Source organism: Novosphingobium sp. 63-713, from assembly GCF_001898925.1.
GTDB lineage: Bacteria > Pseudomonadota > Alphaproteobacteria > Sphingomonadales > Sphingomonadaceae > Novosphingobium.
Genome location: NZ_MKVS01000052.1, coordinates 1 through 24,279, shown reverse-complemented (window position 1 = coordinate 24,279; position 24,279 = coordinate 1). Strand labels below are relative to the sequence as shown.

Annotated in this window: 20 protein-coding genes and 1 pseudogene; 11 read left to right on the top strand and 10 right to left on the bottom strand. The window is 63.5% G+C overall.

Features of this window, described 5'->3' with window-relative positions:
* Nucleotides 1-23: 23 nt before the first annotated feature.
* Nucleotides 24-605, top strand: a complete 582-nt coding sequence (locus tag BGP00_RS23700; RefSeq protein ID WP_292691974.1) for a hypothetical protein — start codon at nt 24-26, stop codon at nt 603-605.
* Nucleotides 606-699: 94 nt separating this feature from the next.
* Complete coding sequence (locus BGP00_RS23695; protein WP_292691972.1) at nt 700-2,307, top strand: hypothetical protein; 1,608 nt, start codon at nt 700-702, stop codon at nt 2,305-2,307.
* A 40-nt stretch (nt 2,308-2,347) separates the two neighbouring features.
* Here the strand turns inward: BGP00_RS23695 and BGP00_RS23690 are convergent, their stop codons facing one another.
* Nucleotides 2,348-2,515: a hypothetical protein gene (locus BGP00_RS23690; protein ID WP_292691970.1), complete on the bottom strand. Its 168-nt coding sequence runs from the start codon at nt 2,513-2,515 to the stop codon at nt 2,348-2,350.
* Between the two features lie 236 nt (nt 2,516-2,751).
* Between BGP00_RS23690 and BGP00_RS23685 the strand changes: the two genes are divergently transcribed.
* The 4 genes and pseudogenes from BGP00_RS23685 (at nt 2,752) to BGP00_RS23670 (ending at nt 5,195) form a co-directional block, all read left to right on the top strand.
* A complete protein-coding gene (locus BGP00_RS23685; protein ID WP_310015483.1) occupies nt 2,752-2,922 on the top strand; it encodes a dTDP-4-dehydrorhamnose 3,5-epimerase family protein in 171 nt (56 codons plus the stop codon).
* Nucleotides 2,923-2,926: 4 nt separating this feature from the next.
* Nucleotides 2,927-3,052: pseudogene (locus BGP00_RS23680) on the top strand (NAD-dependent epimerase/dehydratase family protein); the annotation flags it as partial.
* Nucleotides 3,053-3,081: 29 nt separating this feature from the next.
* Entirely contained in the window at nt 3,082-3,975 is an 894-nt protein-coding gene (rfbD, locus tag BGP00_RS23675) for a dTDP-4-dehydrorhamnose reductase (RefSeq protein ID WP_292691968.1), read from the top strand.
* Between the two features lie 182 nt (nt 3,976-4,157).
* Complete coding sequence (locus tag BGP00_RS23670) at nt 4,158-5,195, top strand: MBL fold metallo-hydrolase (RefSeq protein WP_292691966.1); 1,038 nt, start codon at nt 4,158-4,160, stop codon at nt 5,193-5,195.
* Nucleotides 5,196-5,246: 51 nt separating this feature from the next.
* On the opposite strand, the gene BGP00_RS23665 is transcribed toward BGP00_RS23670, so the two are convergent.
* Both BGP00_RS23665 and BGP00_RS23660 read right to left on the bottom strand, forming a co-directional pair.
* On the bottom strand, nt 5,247-6,521 hold the full coding sequence (locus tag BGP00_RS23665; protein WP_366556810.1) for an MFS transporter: 1,275 nt from the start codon (nt 6,519-6,521) through the stop codon (nt 5,247-5,249).
* Between the two features lie 47 nt (nt 6,522-6,568).
* The gene (locus tag BGP00_RS23660) at nt 6,569-7,720 is read right to left on the bottom strand and encodes a mandelate racemase/muconate lactonizing enzyme family protein (RefSeq protein ID WP_292691963.1); all 1,152 of its coding nucleotides are present in this window, start codon (nt 7,718-7,720) and stop codon (nt 6,569-6,571) included.
* A gap of 157 nt (nt 7,721-7,877) precedes the next feature.
* Between BGP00_RS23660 and BGP00_RS23655 the strand changes: the two genes are divergently transcribed.
* The 3 genes from BGP00_RS23655 (at nt 7,878) to BGP00_RS23645 (ending at nt 11,289) form a co-directional block, all read left to right on the top strand.
* On the top strand, nt 7,878-9,146 hold the full coding sequence (locus BGP00_RS23655) for a glucarate dehydratase family protein (protein ID WP_292691961.1): 1,269 nt from the start codon (nt 7,878-7,880) through the stop codon (nt 9,144-9,146).
* 49 nt (nt 9,147-9,195) lie between these two features.
* Nucleotides 9,196-10,083 carry a LysR family transcriptional regulator gene (locus BGP00_RS23650; protein ID WP_168605426.1) on the top strand — a complete coding sequence of 296 codons (888 nt, stop codon included), beginning with the start codon at nt 9,196-9,198 and terminating at the stop codon, nt 10,081-10,083.
* A gap of 93 nt (nt 10,084-10,176) precedes the next feature.
* Nucleotides 10,177-11,289: a mannonate dehydratase gene (locus BGP00_RS23645; RefSeq protein ID WP_292691958.1), complete on the top strand. Its 1,113-nt coding sequence runs from the start codon at nt 10,177-10,179 to the stop codon at nt 11,287-11,289.
* Nucleotides 11,290-11,374: 85 nt separating this feature from the next.
* On the opposite strand, the gene BGP00_RS23640 is transcribed toward BGP00_RS23645, so the two are convergent.
* Together BGP00_RS23640 and kdgD are read right to left on the bottom strand one after the other, a co-directional pair.
* The gene (locus BGP00_RS23640) at nt 11,375-12,703 is read right to left on the bottom strand and encodes an enolase C-terminal domain-like protein (RefSeq protein ID WP_292691956.1); all 1,329 of its coding nucleotides are present in this window, start codon (nt 12,701-12,703) and stop codon (nt 11,375-11,377) included.
* Nucleotides 12,703-13,617, bottom strand: coding sequence for a 5-dehydro-4-deoxyglucarate dehydratase (kdgD, locus tag BGP00_RS23635; RefSeq protein ID WP_292692208.1), 915 nt, complete (start codon nt 13,615-13,617; stop codon nt 12,703-12,705). Before kdgD ends, BGP00_RS23640 begins: the two co-directional genes overlap by 1 nt.
* A 400-nt stretch (nt 13,618-14,017) precedes the next feature.
* On the opposite strand from kdgD, the gene BGP00_RS23630 reads away from it, so the two are divergent.
* Nucleotides 14,018-16,924: a TonB-dependent receptor gene (locus BGP00_RS23630; protein WP_292691954.1), complete on the top strand. Its 2,907-nt coding sequence runs from the start codon at nt 14,018-14,020 to the stop codon at nt 16,922-16,924.
* A gap of 56 nt (nt 16,925-16,980) precedes the next feature.
* On the opposite strand, the gene BGP00_RS23625 is transcribed toward BGP00_RS23630, so the two are convergent.
* Nucleotides 16,981-18,012 carry an MBL fold metallo-hydrolase gene (locus tag BGP00_RS23625; RefSeq protein WP_292691953.1) on the bottom strand — a complete coding sequence of 344 codons (1,032 nt, stop codon included), beginning with the start codon at nt 18,010-18,012 and terminating at the stop codon, nt 16,981-16,983.
* A gap of 204 nt (nt 18,013-18,216) precedes the next feature.
* On the opposite strand from BGP00_RS23625, the gene BGP00_RS23620 reads away from it, so the two are divergent.
* Nucleotides 18,217-19,407, top strand: coding sequence for an enolase C-terminal domain-like protein (locus tag BGP00_RS23620; RefSeq protein ID WP_292691952.1), 1,191 nt, complete (start codon nt 18,217-18,219; stop codon nt 19,405-19,407).
* Here BGP00_RS23620 and BGP00_RS23615 read toward each other — a convergent pair.
* The 4 genes from BGP00_RS23615 to uxaC form a co-directional block, all read right to left on the bottom strand.
* Nucleotides 19,404-20,858: a carboxylesterase family protein gene (locus BGP00_RS23615; protein WP_292691951.1), complete on the bottom strand. Its 1,455-nt coding sequence runs from the start codon at nt 20,856-20,858 to the stop codon at nt 19,404-19,406. The genes BGP00_RS23620 and BGP00_RS23615 overlap by 4 nt on opposite strands.
* Nucleotides 20,859-20,887: 29 nt before the next feature.
* Nucleotides 20,888-21,910 (bottom strand): sugar kinase, encoded by a 1,023-nt coding sequence (locus BGP00_RS23610; protein ID WP_292691950.1) that lies wholly within the window; start codon nt 21,908-21,910, stop codon nt 20,888-20,890.
* Nucleotides 21,907-23,289: a mannitol dehydrogenase family protein gene (locus tag BGP00_RS23605; RefSeq protein ID WP_292925915.1), complete on the bottom strand. Its 1,383-nt coding sequence runs from the start codon at nt 23,287-23,289 to the stop codon at nt 21,907-21,909. The genes BGP00_RS23610 and BGP00_RS23605 overlap by 4 nt, the downstream gene beginning before the upstream one ends.
* Nucleotides 23,286-24,279, bottom strand: a 994-nt coding sequence (uxaC, locus tag BGP00_RS23600; RefSeq protein WP_292925913.1) for a glucuronate isomerase, incomplete at its 5' end; no start/stop codon positions are given. The genes uxaC and BGP00_RS23605, both read right to left, overlap by 4 nt.

The following is a 24,279-nucleotide window of genomic DNA, read 5'->3' as shown; positions in this document are numbered from 1 at the left end:
CACCCAACCAACGGGAGATTTTCATGAAAAATGGAATCTTTACAAGGCTGGCGGCGCTGTTTTTTCTGGCGTTTGCCGTTGCCTTTCCGTCGTTGGCGTCGGCAGCAACAACACCGCTGTTTGACTTCACCGACTATACTTACTCGCGCAATACCTATAACAACAAGACCGCACCTACTTCTTCGACCGACTCCCTCATTTCGGTGGCGGCAACGAAGACCAACGCCAGCAAAAGCTCGATTGCGGGCGTCAGCTATACGGCGCTGGCCAACGGGTTGTTCAACTTCGATTATTCGGTGGTGACCAACTCGACTTCGGCGGTCAATTACACGCTTCACTTTGTGGTAAACGGTGTTTCGACGGCCTTGACCAGTTCGCCGGGTACCTATGCCTACAATCTGAGCGCAGGCGATACGTTCGGCTGGCTGCTGACCTATACCAAGGGCAGTACCAATTCGACGGCGACCCTGAAAATCACCAACTTCACCACGACCGTGGCCGCGCCGGAAATCGACGGGGCCAAACTGCCGCTGGCGCTGTTGCTGATGGTCCTGCTGTTTATCGCGGGCCGTTATCGCATGAAGGCAAAAGATCTGGCCGCTTGATAAAGTGACCTGTTCCTTGCACGACATGCCAATCTGAAAAAGGCATCGCATGGGTCAATTCCCTTGCGGTGCCTTTTTCTCATGGGGACTTTCCATGATCCGAACCCGCCTCGCCTGCCTTGTTTCCCTGGCCGCCAGTGTATCATGCACCGTGCCGGCTTCATCGCCCGCCGCGCCGCGCGGATGGCGACCAGACACCCCCCGCCTGGGCATCAACCTGTCGATGCTGGGAAGCCCCTTTCCCGAGATCCCTTTCGTTGATGTTTTCAAACAGTTCGACCCCTGGATCATCCGGGGTACCGCGCTTTACGGCAAGACAACTCTGGTCAATGGCTGGGTCACCGAATTGGCCGCCGGACAAACTGCACAGGCCTGCACCTTTCAGCGTTTCAATCAGGGCCATTATCCGGCGGGCCGCTATACGGTGCTGTATGATGGCCGGGGCGAGCTAACCGCGCGCGGCAGCCTCAAGATTGTCGAGGATCGGCCCGGCCGCCTTCTGCTCGACGTCACCCCAAGCGCCAATCCGACCAAGAGCGGCATCTGTCTGATCGAGAACGCCACAGCCCCGGAAGATCCCATCCGCAACATCCGGGTCATCCTGCCGGGATTTGAACAGACCTATCGGCGCGATCCTTTCTATCCGCCTTTCCTGCGGGCGCTCAAACCTTTTGGCACGATCCGCTTTATGCCATGGGCCGGGATTGCGCGGTCCGATGTGGTGGAATGGTCAGAACGCCGCCCGGCTGACTATGCCACGCAGGCGCTAAGCTTCTCGCCCACCACCGAGCCCGTTACGCGCACCGGCGTGGCGCTGGAATTTCAGATCGCGCTGGCCAACCGGCTCGGCGCCGATCCGTGGCTGAACGTGCCGGTCCGCGCCTCGGACGATTACATTCGCCAGATGGCGATCTATGTGCACAGCCATCTGCGGCCCGACCTGCATCCCTATATCGAATTTTCCAATGAAATCTGGAACGGCCGCTTTGCCGCCGACTATCACTATGCGCGCGAGATGGGCACGCTGATGGAGCTGGATTCCTCGCAGAATCACGCCAATGCCGGACTCTATTGGTACGCCTTGCGCGCCACGCAAATGTTCGACATCTGGAATGCCGTCTATGGCCGCGATGCCGGCAAGATCGCCCATGTCATTGCCGGGCAGCAAAACTGGCCGCGCGAGGCAGAAATCATCCTGTCCTATCGCGACACCTATCGCAAAGCCGATGTGCTGGCGGTGGGCGGCTATGTTTCGGCCTATCCCTATCGCGATATGTCCAATCCCGAAGCGGCAAGCCGGATCGCCACCCGCACGCCTGCCGAGGTGATGGCCAGCCTCAATCAGGCGATCACCGCATCAGCCGCATCCATCGCTGTCCATGGCAGCATTGCCCGGCGCTATGGTTTGGGGATGGTGGTTTATGAAGGAGGCACCGATTTTGAAACGGGCATGGTTCCGGCGCCTTTCCGGGCCAAAATTGATGCTCTGTTCGCCCAGGTGCAGGCGGACCCGAAGATCGCCGAGGCCTATCGTCGCCTGCTTGACATACAGTTTGCGCAGGGCACGACGCTGTTCAACCATTTCTGCGACGTGATGCCGCCGACTGCCGGTGGCCACGGCATGCTGAACTGGCAGGATCAGCCGCTGGCCACCTCAGCCAAATATCAGGTGCTGAGCCACTATTTCGCCCGCAAACGCTGAAGGAATGGCGCCCCGTCCGGCGGCGGGGCGCCTATGGCCATCAATTGCGCCCTTCAGCCTCCCAGGCGTTTCCCAGACCCAGCCTTGCATAATCGGGCTGGACCACCGCCGGGCCGCGAAAGCGCGGGGCCGGATGTGCAACATCGCGTGTCGTTTCGCGCCCCGGATTTCCGGCCGCCGGAATGCGGGGCGTGGAGTGATTGTCCATGACAAAACCTTTCCTTGCAACGGCCCGCCGCCCTGTGGGGCGCGACCGATATGAGCGGAAAGTTTAGGATCGAGCACAATCAGGACAATCAGACCCGATGACATCAAAATAATACCTATTGGTTACCATGGATCCCATTGAGCTTATGCTTATAAGCTACAGCATCTACAATCACACCACTAAAGGTGTTGATGGATGAATGGCATTTCCTCCGCCGCTCAACAATATCGTAACCTATTAAGGCGACTAGCCATTACAACGCCGAGCATGACAAGGGTTTACTGTGGGACGATCCGGCCATTGGGATCATCTGGCCTCATCTGGCCGATGCAGAGATGCTTTCGGGCAAGGACCGGGTGCAGCCGCTGTTGGCCGATCTGCTGCCTCAGTTTAGCGTAAAGGATTGATCATATGCGCGTTAGAGTCACCGGCGGGGCCGGGTTCATCGGTTCAGCGCTGGTGCGTCCTCTGGTGCAGAAGCATGGCCATGATGTGCTGACCATTGATGCGCTGACCTATGCGGGCAATCTGGCCTCGCACAGACTTGGCCTGCTGGAGAAAATGGCATGAGGATCGCGGTGACGGGCCGGGCCGGGCAGGTGGTGTCTTCGCTGATCGAGCAGGCGGGCATGGGGGTGGAGATCATCGCGCTGGGGCGGCCGGAACTGGATCTGGGCGATCCGGCCACGATTGCCCCGGCGATTATGGCGGCGCGGCCCGATGTGGTGGTCTCGGCCGCGGCCTATACCGCCGTGGACCGAGCCGAGAGCGAGGAGGAGGCCGCCTTTGCCCTCAATGCCGCAGGGGCGGGGGCCGTGGCGGCGGCGGCCAGGGCGCTGGGCGTGCCGGTGATCCATCTTTCCACCGATTACGTCTTCGACGGCACCAAGCCCGAGCCCTATGTGGAGAGCGACCCTGTCGCGCCGCTGGGCGTCTATGGCCGATCCAAGCTGGCGGGCGAGCAGGCGGTGATCGCCGCCGCGCCCGATGCCGTGATCCTGCGCACGGCGTGGGTCTACAGCCCATTCGGCGCCAATTTCGTGAAAACCATGCTGCGTCTGGCGCAAACGCGCAGGGAATTGGGCGTGGTGGACGACCAGATCGGCAATCCGACCAGCGCGCTCGACATTGCCGATACGGTGCTGGCCGTGGCGTATCGATTGTATAGCGCGCCCGATCAGGCCCCGCGCGGCATCTTTCACATGAGCGGCAGCGGCGAGGGCAGTTGGGCCGATCTGGCCGAGGCGGTGTTTGCCGCCAGCACCGCGCGAGGCGGACCATGCGCGCGCGTGCGCCGCATCGCCACCGCCGATTACCCCACCCCCGCCGCGCGCCCCGCCAATTCGCGCCTCTGCGGCGACCGTCTGGCCGAAGCCTATGGCCTGCGGCTGCCACCCTGGCGCGAGGCGGTCAGAACTGTTGTGGACCGGCTCGTTACGGAAAAAGATCCCTCCGCTTGAGAGGCCCCCCGCCGGGATCATCGTGCCACACGCCCGTTGAACCAATAGCAGTTCTGTGCCCCTCTATACCGAAAGCACATCGCATCATGCGGGCAAAACATTGGTTGCGCCCCGGCCCGCGCGATACCCAGGTGTGACCCAAAGTCCCACGCCGCACCATCCGGCCAACGAAAGGACCACCTGTGGAGAGGACCACCTACCGTTCCATCGCCCTGCTCGCCGCTCTATGCGCGGGCAGCGCGGCCATGGCGCAAATGCCGCCGCCCCATCCCGCCAGCCCTGCTGCCTATCCGGCGCAGGCGGCCTATCCCAAGGAGAACCGCGAGGCGGTCGGCCGCTATCTGGCCGAGGGGCGCAAGCTGGCCGGGGCCGATCTGGAGGCCGATTTCAACTGGCGCTGTCTCATCAGCCCGCTCGACAAGAACCTCGTCTTTGGCGTCCAGCATGACGGGTTGGTGCCCGCCACGCGCGTCTTCGACAATCTCTACGCCATCGGCCAGAACGCTGTCTCGGCATGGGCCATCGACACGCCGCAGGGCATCATCGTCATCGACGCGCTCAACAGCCCGGACGAGGCCCGCGACATCCTCGTGCCCAATATGGAAAAACTGGGGCTGGACCCCAAGCGCATCAAATATGTCGTCATCACCCATGGCCATGGCGACCATTGGGGCGGAGCCAAATTCCTTCAGGACACCTATAGCGCGCGGGTCGTCGCCTCGGCCACGGATTGGGGGATGATGGAAAGCCCATCGCGCGGGGGCGGGCCATTCGCTTCGCTGGTGCCGCCAAAGCATGACATCGAGGTCAAGGACGGCGACAGCGTGACGCTGGGCGATTTCACGATGAAGACCTATATCACGCCGGGCCATACGCCGGGCACGCTCTCGCTCGTCTTTCCGGTGTTTGACAAAGGCGTACGCCATAATGCGGGCCTGATGGGCGGCACCGGCGGGGGCAGCACCGCCGAGGCCGCGCGCCAGCAGATCGCCTCGCTGACCCGCTGGCAGGGGATCACCAAAGCGGCGGGTGTCGATGTGCTGGTGACCAACCATCCGGTGCATATGGCCGCGACCGAGAAGGAGGCGCTGATCCGCTATGGCGCCACCGGGGGCAACAATCCCTTCATCTACGGCGTGGACAAATATCAGCGCTATATGGGCATTATGAGCGCCTGCAGCCGGGTGCAACTGGCCCGGATGGGCGAAGCGGCCGAATAATCCGGGCACAAGAAAACCCCCGCTTCCGAAGGACCGGAAGCGGGGGTTTCTTTATGCCAGCGCGCCGATCCGCTCGATCTTGCCGACAAGGAAGAGGTAGGAGAGCGCGGCGGCCAGCGCGCTGCCCGCCACCAGCATCAGCACGAGATCGAAGGAACCCGTTTCCTTCAGGATCCAGCCGATCAGGATCGGCGTGGTGATCGAGGAAATATTGCCGAACATATTGAAAATGCCGCCCGAAAGCCCCGCACTGTCGCGCGGCGCCACATCGGCCACCACCGCCCAGCCCAGCGCGCCCACGCCCTTGCCAAAGAAGGCAAGGCTCATGAACAGCAGCACCAGCGTGTTCGAATGGACGAAATTGCAGCCAAGGATGGTCAGCGCCCCCAGCATCCCCGCCACCACTGGCACCTTGCGCGCCCATGTCAGCGACACGCCGCGCCGCAGCAGCCAGTCCGACCAGATCCCGCCCAGCACCCCGCCGATAAAGCCGCAGACCGCAGGCATCGTGGCGAACAGCCCGGCCTTCATTACCGAAAGCCCGCGCTCCTGAACCAGATAGACCGGGAACCAGGTGATGAAGAAATAGGTCAGCGTGTTGATGAAGAACTGGCCCGAATAGAGGCCCCAGAGTGTGGGCGTGGTCAGCAAAACGCGCATCTTGCGGCGGTTTTCGGCCTTGGCCGCCGCGCGGTCCACCAAAGGCTGCGCCACCGGATCAACCAGCGCCCCGCCCTCGACCAACAGGCCCAGTTCGCCCGCCCGGAGGCGCGGATGGTCGCGCGGATCGCGCACCACCCGCGGCCAGAACAGCGAGGCCACCAGCCCCAGCCCGCCCATCGCCACAAACACCCATGGCCAGCCGAAATCGGCCACGATCCACCCCATCAGCGGGGCAAACAGCACGGTGGCGAAATATTGCGCCGCATTGAACACCGCCGAGGCCGTACCCCGTTCGCGCGCAGGAAACCAACTGGCCACCACGCGGGCATTGGCGGGGAAACTGGGCGCTTCGGCCAGCCCCACCAGAAAGCGCAGGGCAAACAGCGCCGTCACCGCCGCCGTGCCGCTCAGCCAGACCACCGTGCCATGGGCCACTGTGATGATCGACCATGCAACGATCACCCAGAGATAGACGCGCGGCGCGCCAAACCGGTCGAGCAGCCAGCCCCCCGGCACCTGCGCGATGACATAGGACCAGCCGAAAGCGGAAAAGACGATGCCCAGTTGCAGCGGGTCAATGCCCAGATCCTTGGACAGCGAAGGGGCCGCCAGCGAGAGCGCCGCGCGCACCGCATAGTTGATGATGGTGACGCCAAACAGCATCCCCAGCACCGCCCAGCGCAGGCGCCCGATCTTGTGCAGCGCCTCCATCAGCCGTGGACTTTATCGGTACAGCCTTTGGCGTCGATGCGGCAACTGGCCTCGGTCCACGCCCGCGCCTGATCCGACAAGGTGACGCCAAGGCCGGGGCGAGTGGAGAGCATCATCCTGCCGCCCTCAAGGATCTGGCGCTCGTTGAACAGCGGGTCGAGCCAGTCGAAATGTTCGACCCATGTGCCCAGCGGATAGGCGGCGGAGACATGGACATGGATTTCCATCGCGAAATGGGGGGCCATCATCAGGCCTGCCTGCTCGGCGCGCGCGGTCACGCGCTGGAATTGCGTGATGCCGCCCACGCGGGCCGCATCGGGCTGGATGAAATCCACCGCGCGCGCGTCGATCATCGCGAAATGCTCCGCCGCGCTTACCAGCATCTCGCCCGAGGCGATGGGCGTGTCGATGGCGGCGGCAAGGGCCGCGTGGCCCTCTATATCATAGGCGTCGAGCGGCTCCTCGATCCAGACCAGGCCATATTGCTCCATCGCGCGGCACATGCGCAGAGCCGTGGGGCGGTCCCATTGCTGATTGGCGTCCACCATCAGCGCCACGCGCCCGTCGATCTGCTTGGCCACGGCCTCAAGGCGGGTGAGATCGACCTTGGGGTCGGGATGGCCAACCTTGATCTTGATCCCGCCGATCCCGCCGGCGATCGAGGCCTCCACATTGTCCAGCACTTCGGGCAGAGGCGAGGAGAGAAAGCCGCCCGATGTGTTATAGCTGGGCACGCCATCGCGCCATGCGCCCAGCAACCGGCCCAAGGGCAGGCCCGCGCGCTTGGCCTTCAGATCCCACAGGGCGATGTCGATGGCGGCAATCGCCTGCGTCGAAAGGCCCGAACGCCCCACCGACGCCCCGGCCCAAACCAGCTTGTTCCACAGGCGGCCAATATCGGCGGGATTTTCCCCGATCAGGCTGTCGGCCACCTCGCGCGCATGGGCATACATGCCCGGCCCGCCCGCGCGCTTGGAATAGGAAAAGCCGAGGCCGGTGTGGCCATCCTTCGTCTCGATCTCGGCAAACAGCATGGCCACGCGGGTCAGCGGCTTTTGGCGGCCGGTAAACACCTTGGCATCGGAAATCGGCGTGGCCAGAGGCACCCAGGCGAGGCTGAGCGTGATGGCGGAAATCGTATCGGTGGGCATGGATGTCCTCTCCGGGCCTTTTCTATTGCAGGCCATGATCGCGGGGGATCGATGCGCAATCAATCGCCAAGGCGGCATCGGTCGATAGGAAATTCGCATTGGTCTTGGAGAGCGCATCGGGCCATGCGGGTGGAAAGAACAAAATGGAGAGTGCCTGATGCAGATCACCGCGCTGCGCGTGACGCCGATTGCCTTTCGGGATCCGCCGCTGCTCAACGCCGCCGGGATCCACGAGCCTTATGCGCTGCGCTCGATCATCGAGGTTGAGGCGGGCGGCCTTACAGGGCTTGGCGAAAGCTATGGCGATGCGCCGGTGCTGGCGGCGTTGACGCAGGCCGCGCCGGATCTGGTGGGGCTGTCGATCTATGATCTCAATGGGCTGCATGACCGGCTCGCCTCGGCGCTGGCCCGCCTGCCCGCCGCGCAGGCCGGGGCCGAACTCGCGCCCGGATCGCAGCCCTCGCGCCTGCTGGGCAATTGCTTTTCCGCCTTCGAGGTCGCGCTGCTCGATCTTCAGGCCAAGGTGGCGGGCGTGCCTTTGCATGAATTGCTGGGCGGTGCGGTGCGGCAAGAGGTGCCCTTTTCGGCCTATCTCTTCTTCAAATATGCCTGCCATATCGAGCCGGAGGAAGCCCCCGACCAATGGGGCGAGACCATTACTCCCGAAGGGATCGTTGCGCAGGCGCAGCGCATGATCGACCTCTATGGCTTCGGCTCGATCAAGCTGAAGGCGGGCACCCTGCCCCCCGATATCGAGGTCGCCAGCATCGAGGCGCTGTCCCACGCCTTTCCCGGCCTGCCGCTGCGGATCGACCCCAATGGGGCCTGGGCGATGGAAACGGCGTTGAAGGCGGCGGAAAAGCTGGGGCCGCTGATCGAATATTACGAGGACCCGGTGGCGGGCCATGACGATATGGCGGAACTGCACCGGAAAACAGGATTGCCGCTGGCCACCAATATGATCGTTATCGACTTTCCGGGCTTCAAGGAAAGCGTGGCGAAAAATTCGGTGCAGATCGTGCTGTCGGACCATCATTACTGGGGCGGATTACGCGCAACGCAGCATCTGGCCGCCATGTGCGACACGTTCGGGCTGGGTCTTTCAATGCACTCCAATTCGCATCTGGGCATCAGCCTGATGGCGATGACCCATCTGGCCGCGACCACGCGCAACCTCACCTATGCCTGCGACACGCATTATCCGTGGGTGGAAGAAGAGGATGAGGTGATCGCGGGGGGCAAGATCCCCATCACCGGCGGCTGTGTGCGCATCACCGACACGCCCGGCATCGGCGTCGAACTGGACGCGCAAAGGCTGGCGCGCGCCCATGCGATGTTCAACCGCATAACAATCCGCACCCGCGATGACTTGGGCCAGATGCGGAAATATGATAAGGCTTTCACCGGGAAAAAGCCAAGATATTGAATATGTCGCGCGACCGGCCCCGCCCGTCGCATGACGGGGGGAAGAGGCCTTGTTTGAACTGATCCAGTTGCGCTGCTTTGTGGCCGTGGCCGAGGAGCTGCATTTTGGCCGCGCCGCGGGGCGCCTCAACATGACCCAGCCGCCGCTCTCGCGCCATATTCAGGTGCTGGAACGGGTGATGAAGGTGCCGCTGTTCTACCGTTCCAGCCGGACGGTGAAGCTGACGGCGGCGGGCTCGGCCTTTCTGGTCGAGGCGCGGCGTGTGGTGCAGCTGGCCGACAGCGCCGTGGCCACCGCGCGCGCGGCGGCCGAGGGACGGCATGGGCTGGTCAGCCTGGGCTTTACCGCCGCCTCGGGCTATTCCTTTCTGCCGCGCTTCATCGCCAATGTGCAGAAAATCCTGCCCGATGTGCGCTTTGTGCTGAAAGAAATGGTCAGCGACGAGCAGGTCGAGAGCCTGCTCTCGGGCCGGATCGATCTGGGCTTTCTGCGCCCGCCGGTGCGGCATCCCGCGATGGTCTCGCAGGAAGTGCTGCGCGAACGTTTCATCATCTGCTCTCCGGCCAGCGTGCCGGAGGAGGAACGCCCGCGCCGTCTGGCCAATTTCGACCGCCTGCCCTTCATCACCTATGCGCCGGATAAGGCTCGCTATTTCCACGATCTGCTGGCGGGCCTTTTCGCAGGCGCGCGGGCCGAACCCCGCTTTGTGCAATATCTGGCCCAGATCCACACCGCGCTGATGCTGGTGGGGGCCGGGCATGGCTATGCGCTGGTGCCGGAAAGCTCGCGGCGGCTGCACCCCGATGGCGTGGTCTTTTCCGAACTGGAGGATGGCGAGCCGATTGTCGAATTGCAGGCCACATGGCGGCGCGATGCGGATAATCCGGCACTGCTGGCGCTGATCCCGCGCTTGATGGAATTGTGCGGGTCCGATTAATACTGGGGCAGCATCGCTTGATCGCCATACGCGATTGGCCGAACGCGCCTTGGACAGGTTACGCTCCCCCAAAACCATAAATGGGAGAGTGCCATGGAAAGGCGTGATTTTCTGACCACTATCGGGGCGGGAGCGCTGGCCGGCGCCGCGCCCATGGCGCAGGCGGCGGGGCGCAAATCTGCGGGCCCCAAGCGCCCGGCGCTAAAAATGAAGCTGGGGTGTCAGAGCGGCCCGGCGACCGACGATCATTTCGCCTTCCTCGCCCGCTATGGCGTGACCCATGTGGCCGCGCGGGCTAAATCGGCCGAGGGCGCGCTCTATTCCACCGCTGACGAGGTCAAGTCCCTGCGCGATCTGGCCGAGAAGCATAAGTTGACGCTTGCGATCCTCGATCCGCTGCTGCTGCCCTCGTCCCATATCGACCGGGAAAAGAACCCCGGCATCATGCTGGCCACCAGTCCGGAGCGCGAGCGCGAGGTCGAAGCATTTCAGAACCAGATCCGCGCCTGCGCGGCAGCGGGCGTGCCCTGCATCAAGTATAATATGAGCCTGCTGGGCGTGATCCGCACCGGGCGGGTGCAGGCGCGCGGCGATGCGGTGTTCTCCGAATATGACGCGGCCAGGCTGGACCCGGCCAAGCCCCTCACCCGCGCGGGCGCGGTCAGCGAGGATGCGTTTTGGGAGCGGATCACATGGTTCCTCGACCATGTCGTGCCCGTGGCCAATGAGTATAAGATCCGCATCGCCTGTCACCCCCACGACCCCGGCACCCCGCCGCAGGGCTATCAGGGCATCCACCGCGTGCTAGGCACGATTGATGGCATGAAACGCTTTATCACCATCCGCGAGAGCGCCTATCACGGTTTCAATTTCTGTCAGGGCACAGTGAGCGAAAATCTGCCCAAACCGGCCGAGCAGATCTTCGACGTGATCCGCTATTTCGGCAGCCGCAAGAAGATCTTCAACGTCCATTTCCGCAACATCGTGGGCGGGCGCGGCCATTTCCGCGAGGCGTTCCCAGATGAGGGCGATGTCGATCTCTATCGCGCGCTGCTGACCTATGCCGAGGTGGGCTATGACGGGATGCTGATGCCCGACCATGTGCCGATCATCCCCGGCCACCCGGAAGCCGAGGGCGAGAGTTTCGCCTTTGCCTATGGCCATATTCGCGGGCTGATGCAGGCGGCGGCGCATTATTCGGGGTAAAAAACAGGCCAAAAAAACAGGAGAGAGCCGGGTGGATGGCTCCCTCCTGTTCAACGCACTTTGGCGTAAAACTGGGGCGTAAAACTTAGCGCACCAGACAGGGCCGCTTGTTGTCAAAGGTCCAGCCGGGGATTAGATATTGCATCCCCATCGCGTCATTGCGCGCACCCAGCCCATGCTGCTGATACAGTTCATGCCCGCGTATCAGCGCGTCCTCGTCGATCTCGATCCCCAGACCCGGCTTGTCGCTGATGGCAACATGGCCGTCCTCAATGCGCGGCGGGTTCTTGGTCAGACATTCGCCGTCCTGCCAGATCCAATGCGTGTCGATGGCGGTGACCTTGCCCGGCGCGGCGGCGGCGCAATGCGTGAACATGGCCAGCGAAATGTCGAAATGGTTGTTCGAATGGCTACCCCATGTCAGGCCGAAAGCATCGCACAGATGCGCCACGCGCACCGCGCCCTCCATCGTCCAGAAATGCGGGTCGGCCAGCGGGATGTCCACCGATTGCAGCGAGAGCGAATGGGCCATCTGGCGCCAGTCGGTGGCGATCATGTTCGTCGCGGTGGGCAGTCCGGTGGCGCGGCGGAATTCGGCCATCACCTCGCGCCCGGAAAAGCCATTCTCGGCCCCGCAAGGATCCTCGGCATAGGCCAGCACTTCGCCCAGCGGCTTCATCAGGCGGACCGCCTCGGACAAGCTCCACGCGCCATTGGGGTCAAGCGTGATGCGCGCCTGCGGGAAAGCCTCCTTCAAGGCCCGCACCGCCAGCACTTCCTCATCACCCACCAGAGCGCCGCCCTTCAGCTTGAAATCGCGGAAACCGTATCGCGCCTGCGCCGCGCGGGCCAGGGCCACCACGGCTTCGGGCGTCAGCGCCTCGCGGTTGCGCAAGCGTTCCCATTCATCCGCGCTGTCGCTTTCATCGCGATAGGGCAGATCGGTCTTTTTGGGGTCGGCGATATAGAAGAGATAGCCCAGCATCTCCACCCGGTCGCGATGCCGCCCGGTGCCGAGCAGATCCGCGACCGCCACGCCGACATGCTGGCCCAGCAGGTCGAGCATCGCCGCCTCGATCGCGGTCTGGGCGTGGATCGTCGTGCGCAGGTCAAAGGTCTGCAAACCCCGCCCGCCCGCATCGCGCGAGGCAAAGGCGCGGCCCACCTGAGCCACCACACTGGCATGAGTGCCGAGGGGGCGGCCCACGACCAGCCCCCGCGCATCCTCCAGCGTCTCCCGGATCGCCTCGCCGCCGGGCACTTCGCCTAGGCCCTGACGCCCATCACTGTCGGTCAGGATGACGATGTTGCGGGTGAAGAAAGGCGCATGCGCGCCCGACAGGTTGAGCAGCATCGCATCATGCCCCGCCACCGGCACAACGCGCATTTCAGCAATAATCGGAGCCGAACCCATCAGATGCTTGCCTTCGCCTTGGCCACCAGCGCGGCCAGTTCTTCATGTTCCGCCGCCGAAAGATCCGTCAAGGGCGTGCGCACCGGGCCAGCGGGGCGACCGATGACATTCATCCCTGCCTTCACGATCGACACCGCATAGCCCCGCCCGCGATTGCGCAGCGCAATATAGGGCAGCACGAAATCGCGCAGCATCTGATGCACCTTGGCATGATCGCGCGCGCGGGCGGCCTTGTAAAAGGCCACTGCCCATTCCGGCATGAAATTATAGATGGCCGAGGAATAGGTCGTCACGCCCATTTCCAGATAGGCGGGCGCAAAAGTCTCCGCCGTGGGCAACCCGCCGATATAGGTCAGCCGGTCGCCCAGCTTGCAATAGACGCGCATCATCAGCTCGATGTCGCCCACCCCGTCCTTATATCCCACAAGATTGGGATTGCGCTCGCACAGGCGGGCCAGCGTATCCTCGTTCACAATCGCATTGTCGCGGTTATAGACGATCACGCCCAGATTGGTCGAACGGCACACCGCCTCGATATGCGCGGCCAGACCTTCCTGTTTCGCCCCCACCAGATATTGCGGGAGCAGCAGGATGCCGTCGGCCCCGGCCTTTTCCACGCCCTGCGCAATTTCAACCGCAATCGCCGTGCCATAGCCGCAGCCCGAAATGACCGGCACCCGGGCGGCAGTCTCTTCCACCGCCGCACGCACCACCTGCACCGTTTCGGCAGGCGTCAGCGAGAAGAACTCGCCCGTGCCCCCGGCGGCAAACAGCGCCGCCACGTCATGTTCGAGCATCCATCCGCAATGCTGCCGATAGGGCGCGTCATCAAAGCGCAGGTCCGCATCGAAATGCGTGACCGGAAAGGACAGCAACCCCGAGCCAATTACCTTTGCCATGTCCTGTGGGGCCATCATCTCTCGCCATCCTGTGTTCTGGTTGATCCTTGCCTTTGGGCTAGGACCAGAAGGCGCGATGCGTCCATATCCATTCCTGGTTCAATTCATGCTGGATCGGCATCGCTTGGCCATCGTCGCGCATATCAGCCATTTTCGAGGCGATCATAACGCCAAATTGCAATGTAAAACAGCGGATTTGCCGCAAGGCCCCGGCCATCAGTGCCGGTTGGGCATTGTTCCATGCCCAACCGGGAATGGTCGCAGGCAAAAGGCGCGGCATAACAGGGCCACAAGCCATAGCGCCGAGACAAAGATGCGGCGCGTGGGGGAAAGAACCTGGGGCAACAGCCTCGGGCCAGAGGATGTCAGCACCATGCCGCCCGGCGGGATGGTGCTGTGAATGGGGGATGCCATCATGAAAAATGCCCGCACCATGCGCCTTATTGCCAATCGCAACCGCCTGATTTTGGGCAGCAGCCTTGCCGCGCTTATCCTGCCCGCTGCGGTCCATGCGCAAACGACGCCTGCGCCTGCCAATGTGCCGGGCGCGGCCGAGATCATCGTCACCGGATCGCGCATCACGGCCAGCGGTTTCAACGCGCCCACGCCCACCACCGTGGTTTCCATCGAGCAATTGCAGCAGGCGGCCCAGCCCAACCTGTTCGATTCCATCGCGCAATTGCCCGCCCTTCAGGGCAGCGTGGGCACCGCCAACACGCGCCAGAACGGCGGCACCAGTTTCGGCAACAACGGCTTGTCGGCGCTCAACCTGCGCGGCCTTGGCTCGATCCGCACGCTGACCCTGCTCGACGGTCAGCGCGTCGTGCCCGCCTATATCACCGGCATTGCCGACGTCAGCCAGTTCCCGCAATTGCTCATCAAGCGGGTCGATGTGGTGACGGGCGGCGCCTCGGCCTCATGGGGTTCGGACGCGGTGGCGGGCGTGGTCAATTTCGTTACCGACAAGACGTTCAAGGGCTATAAGGCCAACCTGTCGGGCGGCACATCGACCTATGGCGACGACCAGAGCGTGCTGGCGCAGGCCGCTGCGGGCTGGGGGCTGCTGGGCGACCGGATGCATATCGAGATCGCGGGCGAATATTTCCGCAATTCGGGCGTGCCGGGCGGCGAAGTGGGCGGGGCGCAGCCCAATGGCCGCCCCGATGCCTATCGCTCGGGCACAACCTCCTATGCGCTGGGCGCGCAATCGGCGGGCTCGCCGCAATTCTACGCCTATCCCTATAATGCCCAGACCACCACGCTGGGCAGCGTGGGCCTGATCACCGCAGGCCCGCTCTCGGGCACCGCCTTTGACATCAGCGGCAATCCCTATGCCTTTCAATATGGCACCGGCTGCGTCTCGGGCACCTGCGTCGGCGGGCAGCAGGACAATTACATCACCACCAACACGATCGACAATCCGATCAACCGCGTGGTCGGCTATGGCCGCATCGGTTTTGACCTGACGCCCAATATCGAAATCTATGCCACGGCCAATGTGTCCGAGGTGCGCACCAGCAACACGCCGATCGCCTATCCGCGCAAGCCGGGCAATCTGACCATGCAATGTTCGAACGCCTATCTGGCCTCGACCACCATCCCGGCGCTCTGCGCGTCCAAGGGCATCACCAGCTTCTCCTATGGCACGGCCAATGCGATCATGCCGGGCAAGGAAACGATCTATTCGGTCCGCCGCCAGTATCGCTTCGTGATCGGCACTGAGGGCTCGTTCAACATCGGTGCGACGCCGATCAAATTCGACGCCTATTATCAGCATGGCACCAACAATGTGCATGTCGATATCCGCAACATGACGCTGAACGGGCGCTATAATGCGGCCATCAACGCCGTGCGCGATTCCAGCGGCAATATCGTCTGTTCCTCGGCCACGGCGCGGGCGGCGGGATGCATTCCGATCAACATCTTTTCGGGCGCCAAGATTTCTGATGCCGCCTTTGCCTGGCTGACGGGGGGCACAGGCCCGTATCAATACAGCACCTTCAAGGAGGACGCGGCCAGCATCGCCTTTAACGCCACGCCTTTCCACAACTGGGCAGGCGACGTTTCGGTGGCGCTGGGCGCGGAATGGCGCAATGAATATTACAACACGATTTCTGATCCTTACGGCAATGGCGTGACCGCCGACACGCCCAACACCGCCGCCTATCCGGCCGACCCCCTGCTCTCCACCGGGGGCAACAACTGGTTTGCGGGTAATTACCACAATGGCTCGGGCGCGTTCAACGTGCGCGAGGCTTTCCTTGAGATCGGCCTTCCGCTGCTCAACAGCAAGGAGATCGGCAAGATCGACCTGAGCCTGTCAGGTCGCACCGCCCATTACAGCACGGCGGGCAATGCCAATACGTGGAAAGTGGGCGCGACATGGGATACGCCGCTCTCGGGTCTGAAGCTGCGCGGGGTGGTGTCGCGCGATCTGCGCGCGCCCAACCTGTCCGAACTTTTCGCCGCGCCGCAAACCGCCAACCAGCCGGTCATCAACCGCGCCACCGGCGGCACGGTGCAGGTGGTTTCGACCACGCTGGGCAATCCGGCGCTCAAGCCCGAAATCGCCAAGACCATCGATGTGGGCGCGGTCTATCGGCCTGACTTCATTCCGGAGCTGAGCATCTCCTTCGACTATTACGACATCCGCCTCAATCAGGCGATCTCGACCCTGACCAACCAGCAGGTGATCGACCTGTGCTATAATGGCAATACAACCTATTGTTCCAACGTGAAATTCACCGGGGTTCTCGGCACGTCCGACTATCCCTATGTGATCTCGCAGCCCTTCAATCTGGCCTCGCTCAACATGCGCGGCTTTGACATCGAAGCCGCCTATCGCCGCAATCTGGGCAAGGCAGGCACGTTGACACTGCGCGCTCTGGCCACCCATGCGATCTCGATGGTCAGCAACACCGGCATTGCGGGGCAACAGATCGCGCAACTGGCGGGCAACAACACCGACAATGGCAATGGCGTGCCCAAGTGGAAGATCATGCTGCAGCAAAATTGGGAAAAGGGCCCGGTCTCGCTGACGCTGACCGAGCGCATCATCAGCGCGGGCTATATCGATCCCAATGCCATTGTTTGTTCGAGCAATTGCCCGGCCTCGACGGTGCAGAACCCGACCTATAATTTCAACGATATCCCCGGCGCCGCCTATCTGGACATCGGCGGCAATTACAAGCTGGGCAAATCCGCACAGGTCTATTTCAAGGTCGACAATGTGTTCAACCACCGCGCTCCGCCCTTTGGCGGCTCGGTGCTCTATGATCCGATCGGCCGCATGTTCCGCCTTGGCGTGCGGGTCGCGATGTAATCCTTGGCGAGGTGATTTTAAGGCCCGCCCTCCTTGGCCGGAGGGCGGGCCTTTTCTTATGGCTTTTCCGGGTCCAATCCCGCGCGCACCAGCCCAAGCTGGCTGCATGTTTCCTGAACCTTGTAATAGCGCGCCAATTTATCGGGCCCCACCACAAAGGGATTGGCATCGCCCGCACGGCGATAGTTCAGCAATTCAAGCTTTTCAAACGCGCCATCCTGCACCGGATGGTTGGCCAGCATGACATCGGCCCCGGCCCGCGCCGCCAGATCGGCAAAGCGACGCATCGAGGCGATATGGGGATAACGCTGCAGCGGATCGCGCGGCGCGCCAAACCCGCCAAAGAAGGCCGCGACATGGCGCTTGCCATGGTCGGTCACGTCAAAGATCGTCGAAACCGTCCCCGCCGTATGGCCCGGCGTGACATAGAAATGCAGCGTGGTCGCGCCCAGTTTCAGCGCCTCGCCATCGGCAATGGTCCGGTCCTTGCCCTCGATGCGGGCGGGGGGCATCGGGGCGCCTTCCGGCCCTTCGGCCTTGCCTCGCGCGCGCATCGCGTCCATCGCCACCCAATCGGGGCCTGAGGAAATCAGCCGCGCGCCATAGGCATTGCGCAGGAATTCCGCCCCGCCGTAATGATCGCCATGGGCATGAGTGATAACGATATAGCGCAGCCGCGCCGGGTCCAGTCCCACCGCCTTCAGCCCCGGAAGGATGATCTCGCGGGCCTGCTCCTCATTCTCCAGCGCATCAAACAGCACGATGCCCTCGGCCGTATCGAGCGCCCAAGCGGATTCGGCATTCTGGCCGACGAAATAAAGCTGATCGAACACCTTGGCGGGAGGCAGCAGGGCGTTCATCTGCAAGGCATTGACCCGCTGGCGGAAACGCGGATCGGCAATGCAGCGGTGGACGAAATCGCCGAACAGGTCATCGCCCGCAGCGGCGCGAGCGCGGGCCAGATACTCCGCCGCCAGCGCCTTGTTCTCCTTGGGAAATTCGGCCATCTTCGGATAGGTCGCCACAGGCGGTGTGCGCGATTGCGCATGCAGCGCACCACCCATGGCCAGCGCCGACAATAACGCCATTCTCAATCTCGACCGCATCGCTCTCTCCCTTGCCGGGCGGGCCTGCCCCGCCTCGCGGGCATGTTGCGCCACCTGCGCGCGGGCCTCCAATGCGCAACCGCTTTCATCCCATGCCATATGCGGATCGATCCATCCTGTTTCAGCAATGGGACGGCGCGCTCCGCCGCGCTACTGTCCCGGCCAAAGACAAGAGGGAGAGAGACGATGCCCATCACTCGCCGCGCCGCACTGGGCGGTATGACAGCCATGCTGGCGGGACTGCCGCTGGCGGGGCTGGGCGATATGGCGATGGCCGAAACGCGGGCGCGGGCGGGCGCGTTGGGGCTGAAGATCACGGGGCTCAAGACTTTCCTCGTCGCCCCGCGCTCGATCTTTGTGAAGGTCTATACCAATCAGGGCCTTACCGGGCTGGGCGTGGCGATCCAGACATCCAAGGAAATGGCCACCGCCGCCGCGATCATGGAATGCGAACGTGTGCTTGTTGGGCGCGATCCCACCCAGATCGAGAGCCTGTGGAACGAACTCTATCAAACCCCACGCTGGCGCGGCGGGCCGCTGACGGCCGCGATCAGCGCGCTCGACATCGCCTTTTGGGACATTCTGGGGCAAGCGCTGGGCGCGCCGATCTACACTTTGCTGGGCGGGTCAGGTGCCAGTCGCCTGCGGATTTACGGCAGCACGATGGACATGACCCCCGCCATTTTTGAGGCGCAAAAGGCGCAGGGCATCACCGTCACCCGCGTTCAGGCCCCCAAGGGCAGCATCCCCCAGATGATCGCCACCACCCGCCGCTGGCGCGAGATTGTCAGCCCCGATCATCAGCTTGCCGTGCATATGGATGGCACGCTGACCACGCGCGATGCGCTGCAATATCTCCACGGGGTCGAGGATCTGAACCTGCTCTGGGTCGAAGAACCGATCCAGATGGACGATATCGAAGACTGGGCGCATCTGCGCGCCCATACCACCACCGCCATCGCGACCGGTGAAAGGGTGCTGACCAAATGGGGCTTCGCGCCTTACCTCAATCGCCATCTGATCGACTTTGCCCAGCCCGATCTGGCGGCATGCGGCGGCATCACCGAAGCGCGCAAAATCGCCGCCCTGTGCGAGGCCAACCGCATCCAGATCGCCCCCCACGGACCGCATGAAACGGCGGGCGCGCTGGCCAATTTCCACTTCGACGCCTCAACCACCGCCTTCTATGCGCAGGAAGTGCGCGACTACACCTCGCAATTCGAACTGGACCTGCACGAGGGGCAGACCCCAAAAATCGTCAACGGCTTTTGCGAATTGTCCGACCGCCCCGGCCTTGGCACGGTGCTGAACGAGGCGGTGGCGGCCAAGCGGCCCTATCAACCTTTGACCAGATCGAGCGAAGGCCGCGCCTTTTAACGCATCGGACTACCATCATCGTTGAACAGGCGGCGCGGGCCGGACTTTTCCGCCACCGCCGCGCCATCCGCCCATGGATCGCGCCCCGGCGTGGCCCGGCCCGCCGCGCTGAAATCCATCATCACGCGGGTCTTGGCACGATAGGCCGGCCATGGGGCTTGGCCGGGCGCGAAAGGCACGCCGGTCTTGGCGAAATTGACAACATAATCAGCGATAATATGGCCCATCGCGGCGTCGGCAGGGCGCGTCCTGTCGCCATATTTCACATCCACCGTGTCGAAATAATAAGGCAGATCATCGGCATGGATCGCCCCATCGCTCTTGGGCGTGGGCGCGGCATCGGCCACATAGGAAAAGCGGTAATAATAGGTCGGCAACCCCTTGGCGGCGAACAGATCAGCCATCTCGCGCGCGCCCTTGACCATCATCCCCTCGCGCCCGCCCATATCGCCGCTGGTCGCGCCCACCATCACCGGCACGCGGTTGAACGCCCCCGCGCGATAGGCCGCCAGCGGATCGACCGTCACTCGCCCATCGGGAAAGGGGCTGCTGAACTTGCGCGGCCCCGGCCCCATCACCGCCGACATCTTGATCCCGCCCAGCACCTTGTCCGCCGGAACCGCGCGCAGCCGCGCCAGAGCATCGGCATCCTGCGCGCCGATCCCCTGCTCCTCGCCAAAAGCCTTGCCGATCGCCTCGGCCCCGGCCAGCGTGGGGTCGCCGATGAAATGGCCATCCCCGCCCGAAGCGATGATCGCGCGGGCAAACAGCCCCTGCGATTGCGGCGAGGTCAGCAGATTATGCACCGACATGCCGCCCGCGCTCTCGCCCATGATGGTGATATTGGCCGGATCGCCGCCAAAAGCCGCAATATTGCGCCGGATCCAGCGCATCGCGGCAATCTGGTCCATATAGCCATAATTGCCCAACTGCCCCTTGTCCTCATCGGCGCGGGTCAGCGCGGGATGGGCAAAGGTGCCGAACCGGCCTAGGCGGTAATTGAAGCTGACCAGCATCACCCCGCGCCGCGCCAGCCTGTCGCCCGCATAGATCCAGCGCGAGGCCGAGCCATTCACAAAGCCCCCGCCATAGATCCACACCAGAACAGGCAGTTTGCGCGCCTCCCCCGCCAGGCGCCAGATATTGAGATAGAGGCAGTCCTCGGAATGTTCCGAGCCGGGGGGCAAGGGGTTGGGCTGATAGACCTGCATGCAGTCATGGCCGAAATTGGCCGCATCTCGGTCGCCCTGCCACGGCCCGGCGGGCTGCGGCGCGCGCCAGCGCAGCGCCCCCACCGGCGGGGCGGCAAAGGGAATGCCCTTGAACGAGGTGACGCCATCCTGCGTCTGCCCTACGAGGGCGCCCTGCTCCACCACCGCGCGGGGCTGGGCCTGAGCGGCGATGGGGAACGCCATAAGGGCGGCAAGGGCGGCCAGCGCGCGGTGCTTCATGTCTATCCTGTCCCGATTATGATTTTATCTTACCGCCGAACATCGCCGGAATTGCCGGTAAAGCTGTCGACCTCGGCGCGCGGCAGGCGGAGCCAGTCGCCGTGGAGGGAATGTTTGAGGGCATTCATGGCGAGGCCGAGCTGCGCCATTTTCCTGGCATCGCCGCCCTCCAGCCAGCCCGTCAGGACCCCTGCGGCAAAGGCATCGCCCGATCCTACGCGGTCGATGATATCGGTGATCTCGATTTCCGGCGTCTGATGCCGATCCTCGCGCAGATCGACGCGGGCCGAGAGGCGGTGGTGGGTCTGGGTGATCGGATGGCGCGCGGTGCTGGCCATGACCTGAAGGTTGGGAAAGGTGGCGAAGGCAGCCTCGACCGCCTCGCGCCTCCGTTCCGCGCCATCGCCGGAGAAAGGCTTTTGCAGCAGCAGCGTCATATCGCGGTGGTTGCCGAACATGATCGTCGCGTCCGCCAGCAATTCCAGCAGGATCTCGCGCGGATTGCTGTCCCACGCGCCCCACAATTTCTCGCGGAAATTGCAGTCGAAACTGACCGGAACGCCTGCCGCGCGGGCCGCCCTGATCCCGGCGCGGGCGAGGTCAACGCCGCCCGGGCCAAGCGCGGCGGTGATGCCAGAAATGTGGAACAGCGATGCACCATCCAGCGCGGCGGCGAAATCGAATTCCTCCGACCGCGCAGTGGCAAAGGCCGAACCGGCGCGGTCATAGGTGATCGCGCTGGGCCGCAGCGAACCGCCGACTTCTAGGAAATACAGGCCCATGCGGCCATCCCCGCGCACGAAATGCGCGACATCGACGCCTGCGCCCGCCAGCGCCGCGCGGGCCTTGTCGCCCAGCGCGTTGGCCGGAACCTTGGACACGAACCGCGCCTGATGCCCCATCGCCACCAGCGCCACGCCGACATTGGCCTCCGCCCCGCCGATGGTCAGGTCAAGCGATTGCGCATCGGCAATCACCCTTCCGCCAGGCGTGGCAAAGCGAAGCATCACCTCGCCGAAACAGACGACAGGGCCAGAACGATCCTTGGTCATCGCGCCAATCCTTCCATAATCAGCGCCACTTCCGCCGAGTTGGGCACCCAATCGCTCTCGATCAGGCCATTGGGACCGAAGAGTCCGGGGACCGGCTCTGCGTTTTGCGCCACTTCGCTCAATTCGGCAGCCCTTGGGTCATCGAGTGGGCCGTTTTGGCCGCGCAGGTGTTTGATCCAGGCGGCGATGGCCGAGAGGATCGCGGGGCAGGATCGGCCCTGCGCCTGATTGGCGGCCAGGGTGGCGAGCCAGCGCTGGGGGATCTTCTGGCTGCCGTCCATCGCGATCTGGATCAGGCGGTGGTTGAGCGCGGGATTGTCGAAGCGCTCGATCAGCGCGGCGGCATAGGCGGCAAGATCCATGCCCTCGGGGGCGGGAATGGTGGGCGCTGCCTCCTCGCGCATCAGGCGCAGGGCCATGTCGCGCAAGGCGGGATCGCCAACAGCCTGATGAACATAGGTATATCCGGCCGCCAACCCGCAATAGGCCAGCGCCGAATGCGCGCCGTTGAGCATCCGCAGCTTCGCCGTTTCATAGGGCGCCACATCGGCCACGATCTGCGCGCCCACAGCCTCCCATGCCGGGCGCGGACCGGCAAAACTGTCCTCGATCACCCACTGGCTGAAGGGCTCGGTCATCACCACACCCTCGTCGCGCAGGGCCAGCAGGCCCTCGACCTCGGCGCGGTCAGCGTCCGTGGTCGAGGGCACGATGCGGTCAACCATGCTGCACGGAAAGGTGCAATGAGCCGCGACCCAATCCACCAGATCGGGATGATGCGCGGCCAGATACTCACCCATCAGGCGTTTGAGCTGATGCCCATTGTCGGCCAGATTGTCGCAGGACAGCAGCGTCAGCCCGCCGATCCCCGCCGCCTTGCGCGCAGCCAGCGCTTCGGCCAGCAGCGGATAGAAACCGCCCGCTGCAAGGGTAAGATCAAGGCCCCCGTCCGCCTTGCGGCAATAGCCCTTTTCGGTCACGGTGAACGTGACGATATGGGTGGTCGGAGCGCTCAGCAACGCTTTGATCCGCGACGGGTTTTCCGGCGCGACGATCACCTCGGCCACGCTGCCGATCACGCGCAGCCTGGTCCCCTCGCCCGATTTTTCGGCCAACGTGTAGAGCCCGTCCTGCGGGTTCAATTGCTCGCCAACGGTAGGGCTGCGCAGCGAAATGCCCGCGATCAGCCAATCACCACCCCCACCAGTTTCAAGGGGGCTCTCCATCGCGCGATCCGTGTACCACGCCTGATGCGCGCGGGTGAAGGCGCCGAGGCCGAAATGGACGATGCCGATGCGCTTGGCCGCCCGATCATAGGCGGGTAAGGCGGCAACTTGGGCGACATTGTCGGGCAGGTTCTGTGCGGAAATCCGGCTCACAGCTTATAGGCCTTTTTCACCAGATTATAGGTCAGGTCCTGTGCCAATTCGGCCGCTTCCCAATCGGCCATCCGGTGTTCGACCACCATTTGCGCCAGGAAACCGCAGTCGATCCGCCGGGCCACATCGTGGCGCGCCGGGATCGAGAGGAAGGCCCGCGTGTCATCGTTAAAGCCGACGGTGTTGTAGAAGCCGGCCGTTTCGGTGGTGGCATGGCGGAAGCGGCGCATCCCTTCGGGGCTGTCGTGGAACCACCATGCCGGGCCCAGTTTCAGGCAGGGATAATGCCCGGCCAGCGGCGCCAATTCGCGGGCATAGGTCGATTCATCGAGCGTAAACAGGATGATGGACAGGCTCGCCTCATTGCCGAACACGTCGAGCAAGGGCTTCAAAGCGTTGACATAATCGGTGCGCATCGGAATATCGGCGCCCTTGTCGCGGCCGAAATTCTCGAACAGGCTCCGGTTGTGATTGCGGAAAGATCCGGGGTGGATCTGCATCACCAGCCCGTCCTCAAGGCTCATGCCCGCCATTTCGGTCAGCATTTGCGCGCGGAACAGTTCGGCATCGGCGGGTGTAAACGCGCCCTTGGTCACGCGGTCGAACAGCGCCTCCGCCTCAGCCGAGGACAGGTTGGCGGTCTGCGCGGTGGGGTGGCCGTGGTCGGTGCTGGTCGCGCCATGGGCGGCAAAAAAGGCGCGGCGCTGGCGATGGGCGGCCAGATAGCCCTGCCACGTCAGGCAATTCTCGCCGGTTATTGCGCTGAAACGCTTGAGATTATCGCGGAAGCCTTCGAACTCGGGATCGACCACTGGGTCCGGGCGATAGGCGGTCACCACCCGGCCCTGCCAGCCACCGGCCCTATTCTCGGCCATAATCGCGGCGTGATGCGCCAGATCATCGAGCGGGCTTTCGGTCGTCGCGATCACCTCGATATTATACCGATCGAACAGCGCGCGCGGGCGGAACGCGTCGGTCGAAAGCTGCTCG

Excerpts from the sequence above, each read along its gene's own strand:
- BGP00_RS23660 (WP_292691963.1), bottom strand. The coding sequence starts at position 7,720 with ATGCCCACCGATACGATTTCCGCCATCACGCTCAGCCTCGCCTGGGTG.
- kdgD (WP_292692208.1), bottom strand. The coding sequence starts at position 13,617 with ATGGCCCCACAGGACATGGCAAAGGTAATTGGCTCGGGGTTGCTGTCC.
- BGP00_RS23615 (WP_292691951.1), bottom strand. The coding sequence starts at position 20,858 with ATGAAGCACCGCGCGCTGGCCGCCCTTGCCGCCCTTATGGCGTTCCCC.
- BGP00_RS23695 (WP_292691972.1), top strand. The coding sequence starts at position 700 with ATGATCCGAACCCGCCTCGCCTGCCTTGTTTCCCTGGCCGCCAGTGTA.
- BGP00_RS23625 (WP_292691953.1), bottom strand. The coding sequence starts at position 18,012 with ATGGCGTTATTGTCGGCGCTGGCCATGGGTGGTGCGCTGCATGCGCAA.
- BGP00_RS23610 (WP_292691950.1), bottom strand. The coding sequence starts at position 21,910 with ATGACCAAGGATCGTTCTGGCCCTGTCGTCTGTTTCGGCGAGGTGATG.
- BGP00_RS23640 (WP_292691956.1), bottom strand. The coding sequence starts at position 12,703 with ATGGGTTCGGCTCCGATTATTGCTGAAATGCGCGTTGTGCCGGTGGCG.
- BGP00_RS23665 (WP_366556810.1), bottom strand. The coding sequence starts at position 6,521 with ATGCTGTTTGGCGTCACCATCATCAACTATGCGGTGCGCGCGGCGCTC.
- rfbD (WP_292691968.1), top strand. The coding sequence starts at position 3,082 with ATGAGGATCGCGGTGACGGGCCGGGCCGGGCAGGTGGTGTCTTCGCTG.
- BGP00_RS23645 (WP_292691958.1), top strand. The coding sequence starts at position 10,177 with ATGGAAAGGCGTGATTTTCTGACCACTATCGGGGCGGGAGCGCTGGCC.
- BGP00_RS23620 (WP_292691952.1), top strand. The coding sequence starts at position 18,217 with ATGCCCATCACTCGCCGCGCCGCACTGGGCGGTATGACAGCCATGCTG.
- BGP00_RS23690 (WP_292691970.1), bottom strand. The coding sequence starts at position 2,515 with ATGGACAATCACTCCACGCCCCGCATTCCGGCGGCCGGAAATCCGGGG.
- BGP00_RS23700 (WP_292691974.1), top strand. The coding sequence starts at position 24 with ATGAAAAATGGAATCTTTACAAGGCTGGCGGCGCTGTTTTTTCTGGCG.
- BGP00_RS23630 (WP_292691954.1), top strand. The coding sequence starts at position 14,018 with ATGAAAAATGCCCGCACCATGCGCCTTATTGCCAATCGCAACCGCCTG.
- BGP00_RS23655 (WP_292691961.1), top strand. The coding sequence starts at position 7,878 with ATGCAGATCACCGCGCTGCGCGTGACGCCGATTGCCTTTCGGGATCCG.